The following is a 15300-nucleotide window of genomic DNA, read 5'->3' as shown; positions in this document are numbered from 1 at the left end:
CATGGCTCGTTCAGCGCCTTACGATCGGGAAATCGCCCTCGACGCCGCTATGGTTCTGTTCTGGGAGAAGGGGTTTCATGCAACGTCGCTCAAGGATCTTGAGGCGAGGTTGGCGATGAAACCCGGCAGCATCTATGCGGCATTTACCAGCAAAGAGAACCTCTATTTGCTGGCGTTGAGGCGTTATTTCGAGAAGTCGCGCGCGGGGTTTCGCGATCAACTGGCGCGCGCGACCTCGCCCTTGGATGCTCTGGCTGAACAGTTCCGCACCTATGGGCGGCTGGCTCCGGATGACTTGGCACGACAGGCCTGCATGTTGACGAAAACCATGGTCGACACGCGCACGACAGACCCGGCGATTGCTGACACGACCCGGGACTATCTGACCGCGATGCAAAACGAATTTGTCGCCGCCTTTGTCGCGGCGCAAAACGCGGGCGAGTTGCCAGCCAGTGCAGACCCAAACCGCTTGGCGCGCCGATTTCAGGCCAATGTCACGGCACTTCGGCTGGCCATGCATCAGGGCATGGATACCGAAGACTTCAACCAACTGGCTGAAGATATGGCCTCAGAAATCGACGATAAACGCGTGAAGGTCACCTGAAAGCCGACAGGTCCTGCAACGGCCATCAAGGCCATCGCATTTGACACCTGCGCCACCCTGCAAGGCCCGGTTTCCTCGGCACCCTTGCCTAAGATCCCTTCATCCCTCGCGGTCATCCACATGGCGCCAGTCCCCCTGCACCGCCATCCCATTGTTGTTATCGGATCACTGGAACCTTTGCGGTCAGATAATATCGAACTATCCTACCGTTGGGGGTGAACCATGGCTGCGAGAGAGAGCACTGCATTCGACAGGACGCTAGATTGGGTCGGGAGGCATCTTGCAACCAAGCTCAGCAAGCAAAGCTCTGGATATAATCCCTACACGCCGTCAGACTTCGACACGCTTTGCAGAACGCTATTGCCGGGTGACGTGGTTCTGATCGAGGGCAACGAACGCATTTCAGTTGCGATCAAATATCTGACGCAGTCCACATGGTCACATGCTGCCCTTTACATTGGCGAAACGCTTCCTGCACCCAAGGACGGATCGGAGCGGGCAAGATTGATCGAGGTGAATTTGGGCCGTGGCTGCGAGGCCGTGGAATTGTCCAAGTACGAAACCTACAACACGCGCATCTGTCGCCCACTGGGGTTATCCGCACGGGAACGTGCAAAGATCGTTGCTTTCATGGTCGGAAAACTTGGCCTGAGGTACGACATGCGCAACATATTTGATCTGTTGCGCTATTTCTTCCCGACGCCACCAGTGCCCGTCCGTTGGCGACGACGCTTGCTTGCCGTTGGGTCCGGCGATCCGACAAGGGCGATCTGCTCGTCCTTGATCGCACAGGCCTTCCAATCGATCCACTATCCGATCTTGCCGGACGTGACGACCGCTGGCAAAAGCGGTGCCTTCGCGCAGAAAGAGATCTATCACATACGCCACCATTCCTTGTTCACGCCCCGTGATTTCGATCTGTCGCCGTTTTTCAACGTCATCAAGCCGAACCTCATGACAGACTTTGACCACCGCCGACTGGTCTGGGCCCCGCCCGAAAGGCCATCCAGTGAGCGGTGATCATCCAAGCGCTTTGATGCCGCTGCGACCCCCGTTATGGCGTCAATCATCAAAGGTGGCATGGCAATTGTCTTGCGCGGCACCGGTGGAAAAGTCGGGAAAATGCTGAATGACTGCGCAGGCTGAAAACGACGCCGAAATCGTCCGTGGCCTTACGGCGGGCGAGCGCGGCGCGTTTGAAAGCCTTTATCGTCGGCATAACGTCTCGATGGTGCGGGTCGCCTCGGCGATTTTGCGCAATCGCGCCTCGGCAGAAGAGGTGGCGCATGAGACCTGGATCGCAGTGTTGCGCAACATTGAGGGATTTGAGGCGCGGTCATCGCTTGCCGGTTGGATTTTCACGATACTGTCAAACAAGGCGAAAACCCGCGTCAAACGCGATGGTCGCGTTGTATCGCTTGATACTGCGGCGAACGACGACGATTTCGCCGACGCCTTTGATGGGCGGGGGCGCTGGAAGGACAAACCCGATCTGTGGGACGAGATGACACCCGAGCGTGTCGTCGCCGGACGCCAGATTCTCGACCATGTCAGCACCGCGATTGAGGAATTGCCGCCTGCGCAACGCGCTGTCTTGGTGTTGCGGGCGCAACAAGAGCTTGAATCGCAAGAGGTCTGCGAGATCCTTGAGATCACCGAGGGAAACATGCGCATTTTGCTGCACCGGGCACGCCGGACCCTACGACAGGCGATCAACGAAGTGGCAAGCTGATGCGCACTTTTTGAGCTTCCTGCAAATTACTTCAGAAAAATCTGTAACGAAATGCCGGCTGGGCAGTTCTCTATTCATAAGCCACGACAACGGATGATGATGATGCTGACCTGCCGCGAGCTTGCTGAACAGGCCGACGCTTTTCTGGATGAAGAGACAAGCCTCACTCAAAGGCTGCAGTTTCGACTGCACATGTCGATGTGCAACGGCTGTGCCCGGTTCATCGGCCAGATGCGCGTGACGCGCAGCCTGATCACTGCCGAAGCCCGCAGCCTAAAGGCGGGCCAAGACGATAAAACGGTCGACACCTGCATCGACAGCATCCTTGCCGCGTTTAACGATGGAAAACAGTCCGGCGTCTAAGACGGCCCCGCGACATATTTGAAGGAGCAATAAAATGACCAATCTCAAAAACGGCTTTCTGGCCGGCTTCGTTGCAACTGCCGTATTATCGGTGCTGATGGTTGCCAAAGGCATGATGGGCGTGCTGCCAGAACTTGATGTGGCAGCCATGCTCGCCATGATGATGGGTGCGCCGACTATTGTGGGCTGGATCGCCCATTTCATGATCGGCACCGTGGCCTGGGGCGGCGGTTTCGCGATCCTTTATGATATGATCCCCGGCGGCAGCGCCGTACTTAAAGGCATTGTATTTGGTATTGTTGCCTGGCTGGGCATGATGATCGTGATCATGCCGATGGCGGGTGCTGGCTTCTTTGGGATGAATTTCGGCGTGATGGCGCCTGTCATGACGCTGGTGCTGCATATCATCTTTGGGGCCGTCCTCGGGAAAACCTATGCGCTCTTGCCCGCCCCGGTGCAGACCGCCTGAACCCGGCCAGTCACATCCACCAGCGTCACCTGACAGGAGAGCCCTACCATGACCTTGAACGAGACCCAGTCAAAGCTTTGCGACGATAACACGACCGATTTCTCTGATCTGAAGGCGGTGATCTTCAACACAACCCTGAAGAAGGTCGAGGGGGACTCTCATACCAAGTTGCTGCTCTCGGTCGCTGGTGAGATCATGTCGCGCAATGGTGTCAGCGTGGAGCATATTCACGCTGCGTCGCATCAGATCGCTTACGGTGTCTATCCGGATATGACCGAGCACGGCTGGGACAGGGACGATTGGCCCGCACTGTGGGAAAAGGTCGCCGCCGCCGACATCCTGATCATCGGAACGCCGATCTGGCTGGGTGAAGAAAGCTCGCTCTGCCGCGTGCTGATCGAAAGGCTTTATGGCATGTCAGGGATGCTGAACGACAAGGGCCAAAGTGTTTTCTATGGCAAGACAGGCGCCGCGGTCGTGACCGGCAACGAGGACGGGATCAAGCACTGCGCGATGACGATCCTCTATGCGCTTGGCCATCTGGGCTATACAATTCCACCGCAGGCCGATTGCGGCTGGATCGGCGAGGCTGGCCCGGGCCCATCCTATGGGGATGAGATCGAAGGCGGCCCGGCAGGCTTTGACAACGATTTCACCCAGCGCAATGCAACGATCATGACGTGGAACCTGATGCACATGGCGCGGATGCTGAAAGATGCGGGCGGTCTGCCCAACCACGGCAACGACCGCAACGCGTGGAAGGCAGGCTGCCGTTTCGATTACGAAAACCCCGAGCACCGGGTATGAGCCTGCCAACAACGGCGACCCCGACAGCAACGGCCCGCTGATTGGAGCATCTGTCCCTCCTTCTCATCGCCATGTTCCTCATGGCGTTCTGTCTCTTGGGGCAGTGGTTCACCCGGACGATCGTCACGGCCCCCATGCTTGCGCTGGGGTTCGGGACGCTTCTGGCGTGGGGCGATCTTGTTCCAGAGCAGATCACCGAAGATCACCTGCACGTCCTCGCCGAGATCTCGCTTGTCATTTTGCTGTTTCTGGATGCCGCCCGCATTGATATCCGCGGCCTTCTTCGTCGCCACACATGGCCTTTGCGCACCCTGCTTCTTGGGATGCCGCTGGCATTTCTGGGTGGCACGGTGATCTGCTGGCTGCTGTTTCCGGATTGGCCGTTGGCCGTCGCTGCGTTGATTGCCGCAATACTCGTCCCGACCGATGCCGCACTGGGTCAGTCGGTCGTGATGAACCCGGACGTTCCCGAACGCCATCGCCGCGCGATCACGATAGAAAGCGGCCTGAACGACGGGATCGCCCTGCCGCTGATCCTGATGCTCGCGGCTGTCGTGGCCCCGGCTGCCTCGGCACCGGCGGGCGGCTGGGTGCTTTATACCCTTCTTCAGGTCACACTCGGCCCGTTGGTCGGTGCAGGGCTGGGCGTGCTGGGCGGGGTCGGGCTGATCGCAGCGCAGGATCGCGCCCTGACCTCGCCGCTCTATGAGGGGATCGCCACATTGTCCCTCGCCGCTGCGGCCTATTTCGCGGCGACTACTGTCGGCGGCAACGGGTTCATCGCTGCTTTCGCGGCGGGTATCGGGTTTGCCTGTATCGTCCGTGACCGCTGCAAGTTCGTGTTCGATTTTTCCGAAAGTGAAGGTCAGCTGCTTTCATGGTCGGCCTTCTTTCTTATCGGCGCCTTGCTGGTGCCCGATGCGATCACAAGTCTGGATGCCCCGATGGTGGCGGCAATCGCGCTGAGCCTGCTGATCGTCCGGCCACTGGCCATCTGGCTGTCTCTGATCGGCTCGGATGCGGACCCCGCCAGCAGATTATTCATCGGCTGGTTTGGGCCGCGTGGCTTGGCGACGGCGCTCTTTGCGTTGTTGGTCGCCGAACAGCTCGCCCCCGAGCTGGGGGACTTCATCCTTCATCTTGCGATCAATACGGTCTGGATAAGCGCACTGCTGCACGGCGTGACTTCAGTGCCACTGGCCAAAGCCTTTGCCGGGCGAACATCCGGCAAAGTCACCGCAGAATAACCGATGTGATCTTGTCGAGAGCCTTCGTTTGCAACGTATCGACGTGAAAACCCGTGCTCAGACAGAAATATCAAACCCGTCAAATCCTAGTGAGAATTTCAAGAAGACCGGATCAATAGCGGCACGGGAGCTTAACGTCCGTCGCACTTAGGCTCGCGGCTCAAAAGTCGGATGCCCTCCCACCCAGAGCGCCGCTGGCGGCGCGCAGGGGTTCATTTCGACCGTCGTGGCCCGCTCGCCGCCCGGAACAGCTATGTCTCTGCCGCCACAGCCATAGCTGTTGAATTTTCACGGCTCAATCGCTTGGACGCCATGCCGGGTTCGGCACCCCAGACTGCGATCCAGCGATAGAATACCGGCGTCAGGAACAGGGTGAACACGGTGGCAAAGCCAAGCCCCCCGACGATCACCCAGCCAACCGCGATCCGCGCCTCGGCCCCGGCCCCTGATGTCAGGATTAAAGGCAGGCCGCCGAACACGGTCGAAACCATCGTCATCATCACCGGCCGGATGCGCAGACGCAGGGCGTCGCGGATGGCGCTGTCGATATCCTGACCGGCCTCGCGCAACTGGTTGGCAAACTCAACGATCAGGATGCCGTTCTTCGCCATGACACCGATCAGCATCACCAACCCGATCTGGCTGTAATAGTTCAGCGATCCGCCGGTCAGTGAAATCGCCAGAAGCGCGGCGGCAAGACCAAATGGAACCGTCAGCATGATGACAACCGCGCTGGCCACGCTTTCGAATTGCGCCGCAAGCACCAGAAACACCACCACGAACGCCACAGCAAATACCATATACATCGCCGACTGGCCGTCCGTCAGCGTCGCCGCTTCACCGGTAAAAATGATCCCCATTCCGTCCGGGAGCGTGTCTGCTGCAATCTCGCTCAACTGCGTCATGGCCGCGCCAAGATCGACACCTTCGCCAAGGTTGGCCTGTACCGATACCGCCAGCGATCCGCCCTGCCGACTGATCTGCGACTGGCTGACCACCGGCTCCAGAGTAGCCGCCGCCGAAACCGGGACATAGGCACCGCCCGGCAGACGCAAGAAGATCGATTCAAGGTCCGAAGGATCGTTGATCGGCGGGCCGCCCGGCACCACGTTTACCTTGGTTTCGGTATCGTTTTCGAACACGGTGACGGCGATCCTGCCTTGAACCATGGCACTTACGGTCCGGGCGATTTCAGCCTCGGTCAGGCCGAACACGCGCGCCATGTCCGGGTCGACCCGCAACTCGTATTGCGCCTGCACGCTGTCGTTGGAAAGCTGCGGGTTCATGAAGGTCTCGTCGTCGGACATGGCTGCCACCAGAGCGTCAGCGGCGTTGGTCATCGCGACGACATCGGTGCCGGTGACCGCGAATTGCAGACCGCGCCCAGCGCCCCGGATATTCAGGCTGTTGGTCGAGCGGGCGTTGACCTGAACGCCCGGCACATCGGTCAGTTGGCGGCTGATATCTGCGATGATCTCTTGCTGGCTGCGGTCGCGGTCTGCCCAATCCGGAAGGCGCACGATGATAAAGGCGCTGGTGCCGCCGCCGACACCGATGATGCTCTGGACCGCAGCGATTTCACCACTTTCCCGGTAGGGTGTCAGGATCGCCTCGACCTGCGTGACTTGTGTTTCAAGATACTCGGCGGTGGTGTCAGACGCGCCCCGCGCCTGGATCAGAAAGAACCCCCGATCTTCTTCGGGCGTAATGCTGGAGGATAGCGAGGACGCCCCCCCAACCGCGATAAGCGCGAATCCGATGGCAACGGCCAGCACGATCACTGGCGCGCGGATTGCCCGGTCCATAACCGTATCAAAACCACGCGCAATGAACCCCGGCTTGTCGGGCGCGCCAGACGCTTTTGGATCAGGCTTGCCGGGGTCAAGGAACGCGGCAAGGACGGGTGCCAGTGTCAGTGCCGTGATGGATGACAGGGTGACAGCAAAGGCCAGAACAAATCCGAACTCGCTGAACACGCCACCCGCCTGCCCCGGCAGGAACGAAATCGGGATGAAGACGGCGGCCAGCGTTGCAGTCGTCGAGATGACGGCGAAGAACACTTCGTTCGTGCCGGCGGCGGCGGCTGCAAAGGCCCCCATGCCCTGTTTGCGCTTGCGCACGATATTTTCGATCACCACGATGGCGTCATCGACAACCATTCCCGTGGCCAACACCAGTGCCAGAAGGCTGATGGTATTCACCGAAAACCCGGCCAGCCAGATCGCGGCGACGGTGCCAATCAGCGCCACGGGGATGGTGACGGCAGGGATCAGTGTCGCGCGGGGCGAGCGCAGGAAGGCAAAGATCACCGCGATGACGATGACCGTGGCCAGCCCGATGGATTTGACCACTTCATCGATGGACCCTTCGATGAAAATCCCATCATCCGAGGTAATGACCATATCTACCCCTTCGGGCAGGTCTGCGCGCAGCTCTTCGACGGCAATGCGCACCGCCTTTGAAATCTCTAATGTATTGCCGACCGATTGGCGGCTGATGTCGAGCCCTATCGCTGACTGGCCGTTGACCCGTGCAAAGACATCGCTGTCTTCGGGAACCAACTGAACAAAACCCACGTCGGACACCCGGGTCGTTGCATTGACCGGGATCTGACCAACACTGTCAGCGGTCACATCTGCGTTGCCAACCCGCAGGGCCACGGTTTGCGACGATGTTTCCAACGTCCCCAGCGGTGTGTCGTCGCGCAGGGCCGTCAATGCGTCAGACACATCGAACACGGTCAACCCACGGCTGAGCAGCGAGGGCATGTCGAGTGTCACGCGAAACTCATTGGCCTGGTTGCCGCGCACGGTGACTTCGGCAATACCGTCGATCAGTGACAGGCGGTCATAGATCACCCCCTCGGCCAGCGCAGTCATCTCATCGAAGGTGGCATCGCCCAGAATGGCCAGGCGGATGATGGCGTCGGCGTTGCTGTCGCTTTTCGATACGGTCGGATCGTCGATATCATCGGGAAGCTGGCGCAGAGTCGCCGAGACGATTTCGCGCGCCTCATTCGCGGCGATGTTGACGTCGGTGCCTTCGGAAAGATCGATGGTTATGCGGCTTGAACCGGTCGTGGAGCTCGACTCGATATAGGACAGCCCCTCAAGGGCGCTCAACGCGTCCTCCAACACCTGCGTCACCTGTTCGTCGACGGTCGCGGGCACGGCACCTTCATAGGTGGTGCGGATCGACAGCACAGGCTGGTCCACATCCGGCATTTCGCGCACGTCCACGAAGGTAAGCGCCGCAAGTCCCGCAATCAGGATCAGCAGGTTAATGACGACGCCGAACAACGGGCGGGCGACAAAAAGATTGGCGATGCCGAACTTGCCGCCCTGAGGTTTGGCGGTGCTCATGTCGGTTCCTTGGTCACGGCTGGTTGCCCTGTATCGGCTTGCCCGACTTCTGGCGTGTTGCGACGGTCCCCTGCTGGGCGGTCACCAACTGGACGGTCTCCTGCTGGACGGTCACCTGCCAGGGGCAAAGTACGATCCGGTCTTTGTGCCGGGCTGCCCGGCGCCGTGATGCGTGATCCGGCCCGCAGTTTCTGCGCACCTTCTGTCACCACCATGGTGCCGGTTGCGATATCGGCTTTGATCCACACTTGTTGATCGCGCCGAAACAGGATCGTCACAGGGATCTGTTCGGCAACGCCGCTGTTCTCGATCCAGACGCTCGAGCCGCTGCGCGACCAGGTAATCGCTGTGGACGGCAAAACCGCGAGCGGATCGCTTTCATTGATGATGCGGACGGCGAATGTCATGCCCGGCCAAAGCAGAGCATCAGGATTTTCGATCCGCGCCTTCACCGTCACGCTGCGCGTCACGCTGTCGATCCGGCTGTCGAAGGACACGATCTCACCCTCGAACACCCTTCCTGTGAAGGTCGGGGTGCTTGCAAGGACGATCTGATCTTTTGCCAGCAGACCGATGGATCGCTCTGGCAATTCGAATTCCACCAGCAAAGCTTCGGAATCGTCGATGGTCACGACAACGCTGCCGGCAGACAGGATATCGCCGATCTCCAAATTGCTCAGACCCAACTTGCCCGAGAACGGGGCTCGGATCGTTCGGTCATCCAGCGCGGTCTGCGCCAGTCCGACCTTTGCTTCTGCCAGACGTTCGGCAACCCTGGCCTCGGACAGCGTGACATCGCTTACCGTGGAGTTTCTCGTTGCCTGCAATCGCTCATACCGCTGGATAATATCACGGGTCTGGTCGAGTTCGGTCTGCGCGATCTCAAGGCTGAACACCTCGGTACGCGCCTCAAGTTGCACCAGCACGTCGCCAGCTGAAACCTGCCGATTGGCAGCGAGGTTGATCTCGGTCACTGCACCGGACGCATTCGCGACCACATCCGCACTGTGCAGTGCTTTCGCACTCCCGATGGCGCGCAGAATATCCTCGTAGGGCTGCAATTCCAGCGGAGTCAGAACCACTGTCGTTGCGCTGCCACCACCTGACCTGCCGGCGGGGCGTCCCGCTTGCGGACCGGCGGCGGTTTTGGTCGCTTGCACGCCACCTTCTGTTTCAATCCCGGAAATGACGCCAAGAGATGCCGGAACACCAAAGGCGACAAAATATGATCCGGCAACGATCAACGCTGCGACGACCAATGTGACGAACTTTCGCATCCGAAAAAACCTTATGCTGTTCTGGCTGGGCCGTTCGACCTGCCGGGTAATCTTAAATGCCTCGTCCGACCATATGTCTAAAGGTCGTGTCACGGTCGATAAAATAGTGTCTGAGCGCGGCCAAGACATGAACGATCAGCAGGCCGATCAGCACCCAGGCAGCAAATTGATGCACCGCCCCGGCGGCATTCGCAATCCATTCGACCCTATCCTGCGCGGGAATGATCAACCCAAAGGCGCTCACCTCGTGATCACCCAATTGTTAAGTCGCGCGACCAGACGATAGGTTGTGCGGCTGTCCCGAAGGGCTGGCGTATCTGTCTGCTGTTCCATTTGCCGTCTCTGCCATGATGCGCGCACAGGTCTGAATGCCGCGTGCGTTCCAGTCTCTGTTTCCCTCGGGGTGATTGCGGCGGCGGCCAACCTGCCACCGCCACACCCTTGTCAGCCGCGGCGGTCGCCGTGACGAGGGCCATCACGATCCGCGCCTTTGTGGTCGCGCCCACCCCGATCTTCGCGGTCCAGCTTGCCATCACCATTGCGGTCCAGCCGCTCGACGACATCACCAAATCGGATGTCCATTTCGGCCTGCGTCACCACACCGTCGCCGTCCGCGTCAAGCTTCTGGAAAGCATCGACCATCTGTTCGCCAGTCAGATCGAAATTGATTGTCTTGAACTCCTCAAGCGAGACGTCGCCTTCGCCGGACGCGTCCGCTTCAGCCACGGTCCCAGCGCGGAATGTGTCAATTTCGGCCTGTGTCACGGCGTGATCGCCATTCGCGTCGACCTTCTGCATGATCTGGCGAAACATTCCGCGCCCGCCACGATCACCCCGGACCTCGCGAGAATCGGCCCGCCTGTTTTCAGATGCCTGTGTCGTGTTTTCGACCTGAACAGCTGCGGGCTCGGTCGCCGTCTGCGCGGTGGCGACGGTCAGGCCCGACAACAGGGCGGCTACGGCGATAAAGCTGCCGGGGAGGAGTCTGGAGTTCGTCATGTCGTATCCTTTGGTGGTTCTGATGAGGCATGTATCGCCTCGGTGAACCTCACTTAGCGGGTGTTGCGCGAAAAGATTTGTCAGCGCCAATGCCACTTTGTCGTCATCTGTCGCAGGGTTGCAGCCTGATACAAATTGCGACAATCGAAGCTCCCGAAAGCCCGACAGTCGGTCAATTCTTCGCGCGGACAAGGCGCAACGAAGCGTCGGGGGCACAAACTGCGTCCGAGGCGCACCGCCGTGACACCCCCGAACCAACCCCGGTTTCTGATCATCGATGATGCCCGCGACATTCGCGAGCCACTTAAAATTCAGCAGCAGCAATTTGACAGGCAAACCTGCAAAGACCGAGATGTCGCGTGGATTGCGGACCGCATTCCTGCGATGGAAGCCGTCGACGCACAGCCCGGCAGGCAATTGCACGAGATGCGTCCACCCTGTCTTGCGCGCGCGGCGACAGGCGCAGTCTTGCAAACCGTCGGCGCGGTGGCCATGCCTATCCATTACGCGCGGAATCGTCATCACCCTTGGCGGCAGGACCACGCTTGAAAATCGTGCTGAGGGTGGATTGTAAGCGACAGCCTGTCTGCCGCTGGATGGATGACTGCCCATCAAATGAACGTTGACACGCCTCATTCATATCCATATCTCTTGATATATGGATAAAGAAAACGCTCTCGACGCCTTCGCCGCTCTCAGTCAGCCCACCCGGCTTGACGTGTTCCGCCTGCTGATCAAGGCCGGAACTGCGGGCATGTCGGCTGGAGAGATCGGCGACACCCTCAAGGTTCGCCAGAACACCATGTCGGCCAATCTTTCAATCTTGGCCCGTTCGGGATTGATCCGGAACGAACGAGAGGGCCGCAGCATCCGCTATTTCGCCGATATGAACGGGATGCGCGGCTTGCTGAGCTTCCTGATGGAGGATTGCTGCGGCGGTTGCCCTGAGTTGTGCCAGCCTATCCTCGATGAACTTGCCTGTGTTTGAGCGCCGCGAAGGCCAACTGAACTCCAGCCCACGAAAGTCTGACATGACCGATACATCGCTCCCTGCTGCGGCAGGTTTGGGAACATTTGAACGCTGGCTTTCCATCTGGGTGGCGCTGGCGATTGGCGCAGGGCTGTTGCTCGGCAATCTGTTTCCCGGCGTCTTTTCGGGTTTGGCCTCGCTCGAGATTGCCTCGGTCAACCTGCCTGTGGCGGTGCTGATCTGGGCGATGGTCTATCCGATGATGGTCGGTGTGGACTTCGGTGCGCTGCGCCAGGTGGGCGACAAGCCGAAGGGGTTGATCGTCACGCTGGTGGTAAACTGGCTGATCAAGCCCTTCACGATGGCAGCACTCGGTGTGCTGTTTTTCAACCACGTCTTTGCGGGCCTGATCCCGCCGGACGACGCGCAAGCCTATCTGGCGGGCGTGATCTTGCTGGGGGCTGCGCCCTGCACCGCGATGGTGTTTGTCTGGTCGAACCTGACGCGCGGCGACGCCACATACACGCTGGTGCAGGTCAGCGTGAACGATGTCGTCATGGTCTTTGCCTTTGCGCCCATCGTGGCCTTCCTGCTGGGCGTCACGGATATTGTCGTGCCCTGGGGGACGCTGCTGCTGTCGGTGGGCCTTTATGTCATGCTGCCGCTTTTGGCCGGGTATCTGACCCGCCGCACCCTTGTCGAACAAGGTGGCGAGGCGGCTGTGGATGCATTCAAGGCCCGCGTCCAGCCGTTCTCGATCTTCGGGCTGCTGGTGACGGTGGTGCTGCTGTTCGGGTTTCAGGGCGAGGTCATTCTTGATCACCCGCTGGTCATCGCGTTGATCGCCGTGCCGCTGCTGATCCAATCCTACGGCATTTTCTTCCTGGCCTACGGTGCGGCGCGGGCCTGGGGCATCCCGTTCAACGTCGCCGCGCCCTGCGCGCTGATCGGCACATCGAACTTCTTTGAACTGGCCGTGGCCGTTGCGATCAGCCTTTTCGGGCTTGGCTCAGGGGCGGCACTGGCAACGGTCGTCGGCGTTCTGGTCGAGGTGCCAGTGATGCTCTCCCTCGTCGCCTTCGCCAACAGGACACAGCACTGGTTTCCAACTGAAAGAAGTTCATCGTGACCATTGTCATTCACCACAACCCCGACTGCGGCACCTCGCGCAACGTGCTGGCAATGATCGAAGCATCAGGCGAAACGCCCGTGGTCATCAACTATCTCGACACCGGCTGGACCCGTCCGCAGCTTCTGGCGCTGTTCGCTGCGGCTGGCCTGACGCCCCGAACCGCCCTGCGGATAACGAATTCACCGGCCGAGGCGTTGGGGCTGCTCGATCCTGCCGTCAACGATGAGGCGCTGCTCGCGGCGATGTTGGACCATCCGGTCCTGGTCAACCGTCCCATCGTCTGCTCGCCCAAGGGTGTCCGGCTCTGCCGCCCGAGCGAGGCGGTGCTGGAGCTTCTCGACCGCCTGCCACCCGGGCCGGAGACGAAAGACGACTGCACGCAGCCGACAGACGTCAAGTAAAGCCGCCACTCTTCGTCATACGCGCAACCCGTTTGGTTATGGGTTCGTTGAGAGACTCCTGAGCCGCGACGAGATCAGACTGCGATCATTCCTTCACGGCGCCGGTCATGGACGAGACATAGTAGTCCACAAAAAACGAATAAAGTATCACCACGGGCAGCGATCCAAAAAGCGCACCGGCCATCAGCGCACCCCATTCGTAGATGTCGCCGCGCACGAGTTCCGTCAGCACGCCGACCGGAACGGTCTTGTTCTCGGATGACGAGATAAAGGTGAGCGCATAGATAAATTCGTTCCACGAAAGAGTGAAGGCAAAAATGCCCGCCGAGATCAGCCCCGGGACCGCCAGCGGCAAGATCACGCGGGTCAGGATCTGCCAACGGGTCGCACCATCCACCAAGGCACTTTCCTCAAGCTCGAACGGGATCGTGCGGAAATAACCCATCAACAGCCACGTGCAGAACGGGATCAGGAAGGTCGGATAGGTCAAGATCAACGCGAGGCGCGTATCAAAAATTCCGACCTGAAAAACAATGAATGCCAGCGGAATGAACAGGATCGACGGCGGCACGAGATAGGCAAGAAAAATGAGCAGGCCGGTAACGCGCGCACCGGTGAAACGCACCCGCTCTATGGCGTAGGCCGCGAAAACCGATGCGGCCAGCGCGATCACGGTCGAGGCTGTGGCCACCAGCATCGTGTTCCAGAGCCAGCCCGGATAGGAGGTTTCGAAGAAGAGATACTTTATGTGCTCAAGCGTCGGACCCACCACCCAGAAGGGGCTGTATTCCTCATAGTTGGTGAGCTGGTTATCCGGTTTGATCGCCGTGATCGCCATCCAGTAGAACGGAAAAAGCAGGACGAATACGAAAACCGCCAAGGGCAGGTACACGATGAAAATGCGCCGCTGTAGCGAGTTGAATTGCTCCATTCCGACGATGTCGTCGCTGGCCGCCGCTTTCGGGTCGCTCATGCTGGTTTCTCCATCAATCGGCCCCGCCCTGTTGCCATTTGCGGCGCTGCAGGCCGAAGAAGCTGAAAAGGATCGCGGCGAGCAGGAAGGGGATCATGGCAACGGCAATCGCCGCGCCTTCGCCAAGCTGGCCGCCGGGAATAGCCCGCTGGAACGACAGGGTCGCCATCAGATGGGTGGCGTTCACCGGGCCGCCGCGCGTCAGGACATAGATGAGCTGGAAGTCGGTAAAGGTGAACAGAACCGAAAAGGTCATCACGACGGCAATGATCGGCGTCAGCAGCGGCAGGGTGATGCGGCGGAACCGCTGCCATGATGTCGCCCCGTCCAGCGCCGCAGCTTCATTGAGCGAGGCGGGAATGGTCTGGAGTCCGGCGAGCAGCGAGATCGCGACAAAGGGGATGCCGCGCCAGACGTTGGCGGCGATCACCGCGGCGCGCGCGTTGGTCGGATCTCCGAGGAAGTTGATCGGGGTGTCGATCCAGCCCCATTTCATCAAGATCCACGAGATAATCGAGAACTGACTGTCGAAAATCCACCAGAACGCCAGCGCCGAAAGCACCGTGGGAACGACCCAAGGCAAGAGGATTATCGCCCGGAACAGCGATTTCATCGGCAGCTTTTCGTTCAGGAGCAGGGCGAGCCACAGGCCCAGACCGAATTTCAGCACCGAGGCGACCGAGGTGTAGAGGATCGTGTTGAAAACCGAGAGCCGGAAAACCGGATCGTCGAGCAGCCAGATGTAATTCTCGAGACCGATGAACTCGCCGGCGCGGCCAATGCGGGTATCGGTAAAGCCGAGCCAGACCCCAAGCCCGAGCGGATAAGTGAGAAAGCAGAGGAGAAATGTGGCTGCGGGCAGCATGAAAATCAGCCCGAGGCCGTTCTTGCTCCCGGTCAGCCTGCCGAGGAATGTTCCGTTACGCGCGGATGTCGTGGCTTTACCCATTTCGGCCCCTCTTCG

Annotated in this window: 16 protein-coding genes; 10 read left to right on the top strand and 6 right to left on the bottom strand. The window is 59.8% G+C overall.

Annotation, left to right across the window (positions count from 1 at the left end):
* Nucleotide 1: 1 nt before the first annotated feature.
* The 7 genes from FQ320_RS18175 to FQ320_RS18145 all read left to right on the top strand — a co-directional run bounded on the left by FQ320_RS18175 (nucleotide 2) and on the right by FQ320_RS18145 (nucleotide 5222).
* The gene (locus tag FQ320_RS18175; protein WP_148474759.1) at nucleotides 2-604 is read left to right on the top strand and encodes a TetR/AcrR family transcriptional regulator; all 603 of its coding nucleotides are present in this window, start codon (nucleotides 2-4) and stop codon (nucleotides 602-604) included.
* Between the two features lie 222 nt (nucleotides 605-826).
* Nucleotides 827-1624, top strand: coding sequence for a lipo-like protein (locus tag FQ320_RS18170; RefSeq protein WP_148474758.1), 798 nt, complete (start codon nucleotides 827-829; stop codon nucleotides 1622-1624).
* Nucleotides 1625-1733: 109 nt separating this feature from the next.
* A complete protein-coding gene (locus FQ320_RS18165) occupies nucleotides 1734-2336 on the top strand; it encodes an RNA polymerase sigma factor (RefSeq protein ID WP_148474757.1) in 603 nt (200 codons plus the stop codon).
* 93 nt (nucleotides 2337-2429) lie between these two features.
* Entirely contained in the window at nucleotides 2430-2699 is a 270-nt protein-coding gene (locus FQ320_RS18160) for a zf-HC2 domain-containing protein (RefSeq protein ID WP_187393958.1), read from the top strand.
* Nucleotides 2700-2733: 34 nt separating this feature from the next.
* Nucleotides 2734-3168, top strand: a complete 435-nt coding sequence (locus FQ320_RS18155) for a DUF6789 family protein (RefSeq protein ID WP_148474755.1) — start codon at nucleotides 2734-2736, stop codon at nucleotides 3166-3168.
* Nucleotides 3169-3216: 48 nt separating this feature from the next.
* Complete coding sequence (locus tag FQ320_RS18150) at nucleotides 3217-3975, top strand: flavodoxin family protein (RefSeq protein WP_148474754.1); 759 nt, start codon at nucleotides 3217-3219, stop codon at nucleotides 3973-3975.
* 41 nt (nucleotides 3976-4016) lie between these two features.
* A complete protein-coding gene (locus tag FQ320_RS18145) occupies nucleotides 4017-5222 on the top strand; it encodes a cation:proton antiporter (protein WP_148474753.1) in 1206 nt (401 codons plus the stop codon).
* Between the two features lie 251 nt (nucleotides 5223-5473).
* Here FQ320_RS18145 and FQ320_RS18140 read toward each other — a convergent pair whose 3' ends face one another.
* The 4 genes from FQ320_RS18140 to FQ320_RS25770 all read right to left on the bottom strand — a co-directional run bounded on the left by FQ320_RS18140 (nucleotide 5474) and on the right by FQ320_RS25770 (nucleotide 10860).
* On the bottom strand, nucleotides 5474-8584 hold the full coding sequence (locus FQ320_RS18140) for an efflux RND transporter permease subunit (RefSeq protein WP_148474752.1): 3111 nt from the start codon (nucleotides 8582-8584) through the stop codon (nucleotides 5474-5476).
* Nucleotides 8581-9861, bottom strand: a complete 1281-nt coding sequence (locus tag FQ320_RS18135) for an efflux RND transporter periplasmic adaptor subunit (protein WP_148474751.1) — start codon at nucleotides 9859-9861, stop codon at nucleotides 8581-8583. Before FQ320_RS18135 ends, FQ320_RS18140 begins: the two co-directional genes overlap by 4 nt.
* A 52-nt stretch (nucleotides 9862-9913) precedes the next feature.
* A complete protein-coding gene (locus FQ320_RS26525) occupies nucleotides 9914-10015 on the bottom strand; it encodes a hypothetical protein (RefSeq protein WP_255509595.1) in 102 nt (33 codons plus the stop codon).
* A gap of 290 nt (nucleotides 10016-10305) precedes the next feature.
* Nucleotides 10306-10860: an EF-hand domain-containing protein gene (locus FQ320_RS25770; RefSeq protein WP_187393957.1), complete on the bottom strand. Its 555-nt coding sequence runs from the start codon at nucleotides 10858-10860 to the stop codon at nucleotides 10306-10308.
* Nucleotides 10861-11518: 658 nt separating this feature from the next.
* Here FQ320_RS25770 and FQ320_RS18120 point away from each other — a divergent pair.
* Genes FQ320_RS18120 through arsC form a run of 3 tightly spaced genes read left to right on the top strand, consistent with a single transcriptional unit; the run spans nucleotide 11519 to nucleotide 13363 of the window.
* Nucleotides 11519-11848 carry a helix-turn-helix transcriptional regulator gene (locus FQ320_RS18120; protein ID WP_148474748.1) on the top strand — a complete coding sequence of 110 codons (330 nt, stop codon included), beginning with the start codon at nucleotides 11519-11521 and terminating at the stop codon, nucleotides 11846-11848.
* Between the two features lie 43 nt (nucleotides 11849-11891).
* Nucleotides 11892-12959 carry an ACR3 family arsenite efflux transporter gene (arsB, locus tag FQ320_RS18115; protein ID WP_148474747.1) on the top strand — a complete coding sequence of 356 codons (1068 nt, stop codon included), beginning with the start codon at nucleotides 11892-11894 and terminating at the stop codon, nucleotides 12957-12959.
* Nucleotides 12956-13363 carry an arsenate reductase (glutaredoxin) gene (arsC, locus tag FQ320_RS18110; protein ID WP_148474746.1) on the top strand — a complete coding sequence of 136 codons (408 nt, stop codon included), beginning with the start codon at nucleotides 12956-12958 and terminating at the stop codon, nucleotides 13361-13363. The genes arsB and arsC overlap by 4 nt, the downstream gene beginning before the upstream one ends.
* A gap of 85 nt (nucleotides 13364-13448) precedes the next feature.
* On the opposite strand, the gene FQ320_RS18105 is transcribed toward arsC, so the two are convergent.
* Nucleotides 13449-14336 carry a carbohydrate ABC transporter permease gene (locus FQ320_RS18105; RefSeq protein WP_148474745.1) on the bottom strand — a complete coding sequence of 296 codons (888 nt, stop codon included), beginning with the start codon at nucleotides 14334-14336 and terminating at the stop codon, nucleotides 13449-13451.
* Between the two features lie 13 nt (nucleotides 14337-14349).
* A complete protein-coding gene (locus FQ320_RS18100) occupies nucleotides 14350-15285 on the bottom strand; it encodes a carbohydrate ABC transporter permease (protein ID WP_148474744.1) in 936 nt (311 codons plus the stop codon).
* Between the last annotated feature and the right edge of the window lie 15 nt (nucleotides 15286-15300).

The organism is Oceaniovalibus sp. ACAM 378, from assembly GCF_008085915.1.
In the GTDB taxonomy this organism is placed as follows: Bacteria; Pseudomonadota; Alphaproteobacteria; order Rhodobacterales; family Rhodobacteraceae; genus Oceaniglobus.
Note: the sequence above shows the minus strand (reverse complement) of the source record. Positions and strands in the feature narration are given on the sequence as shown.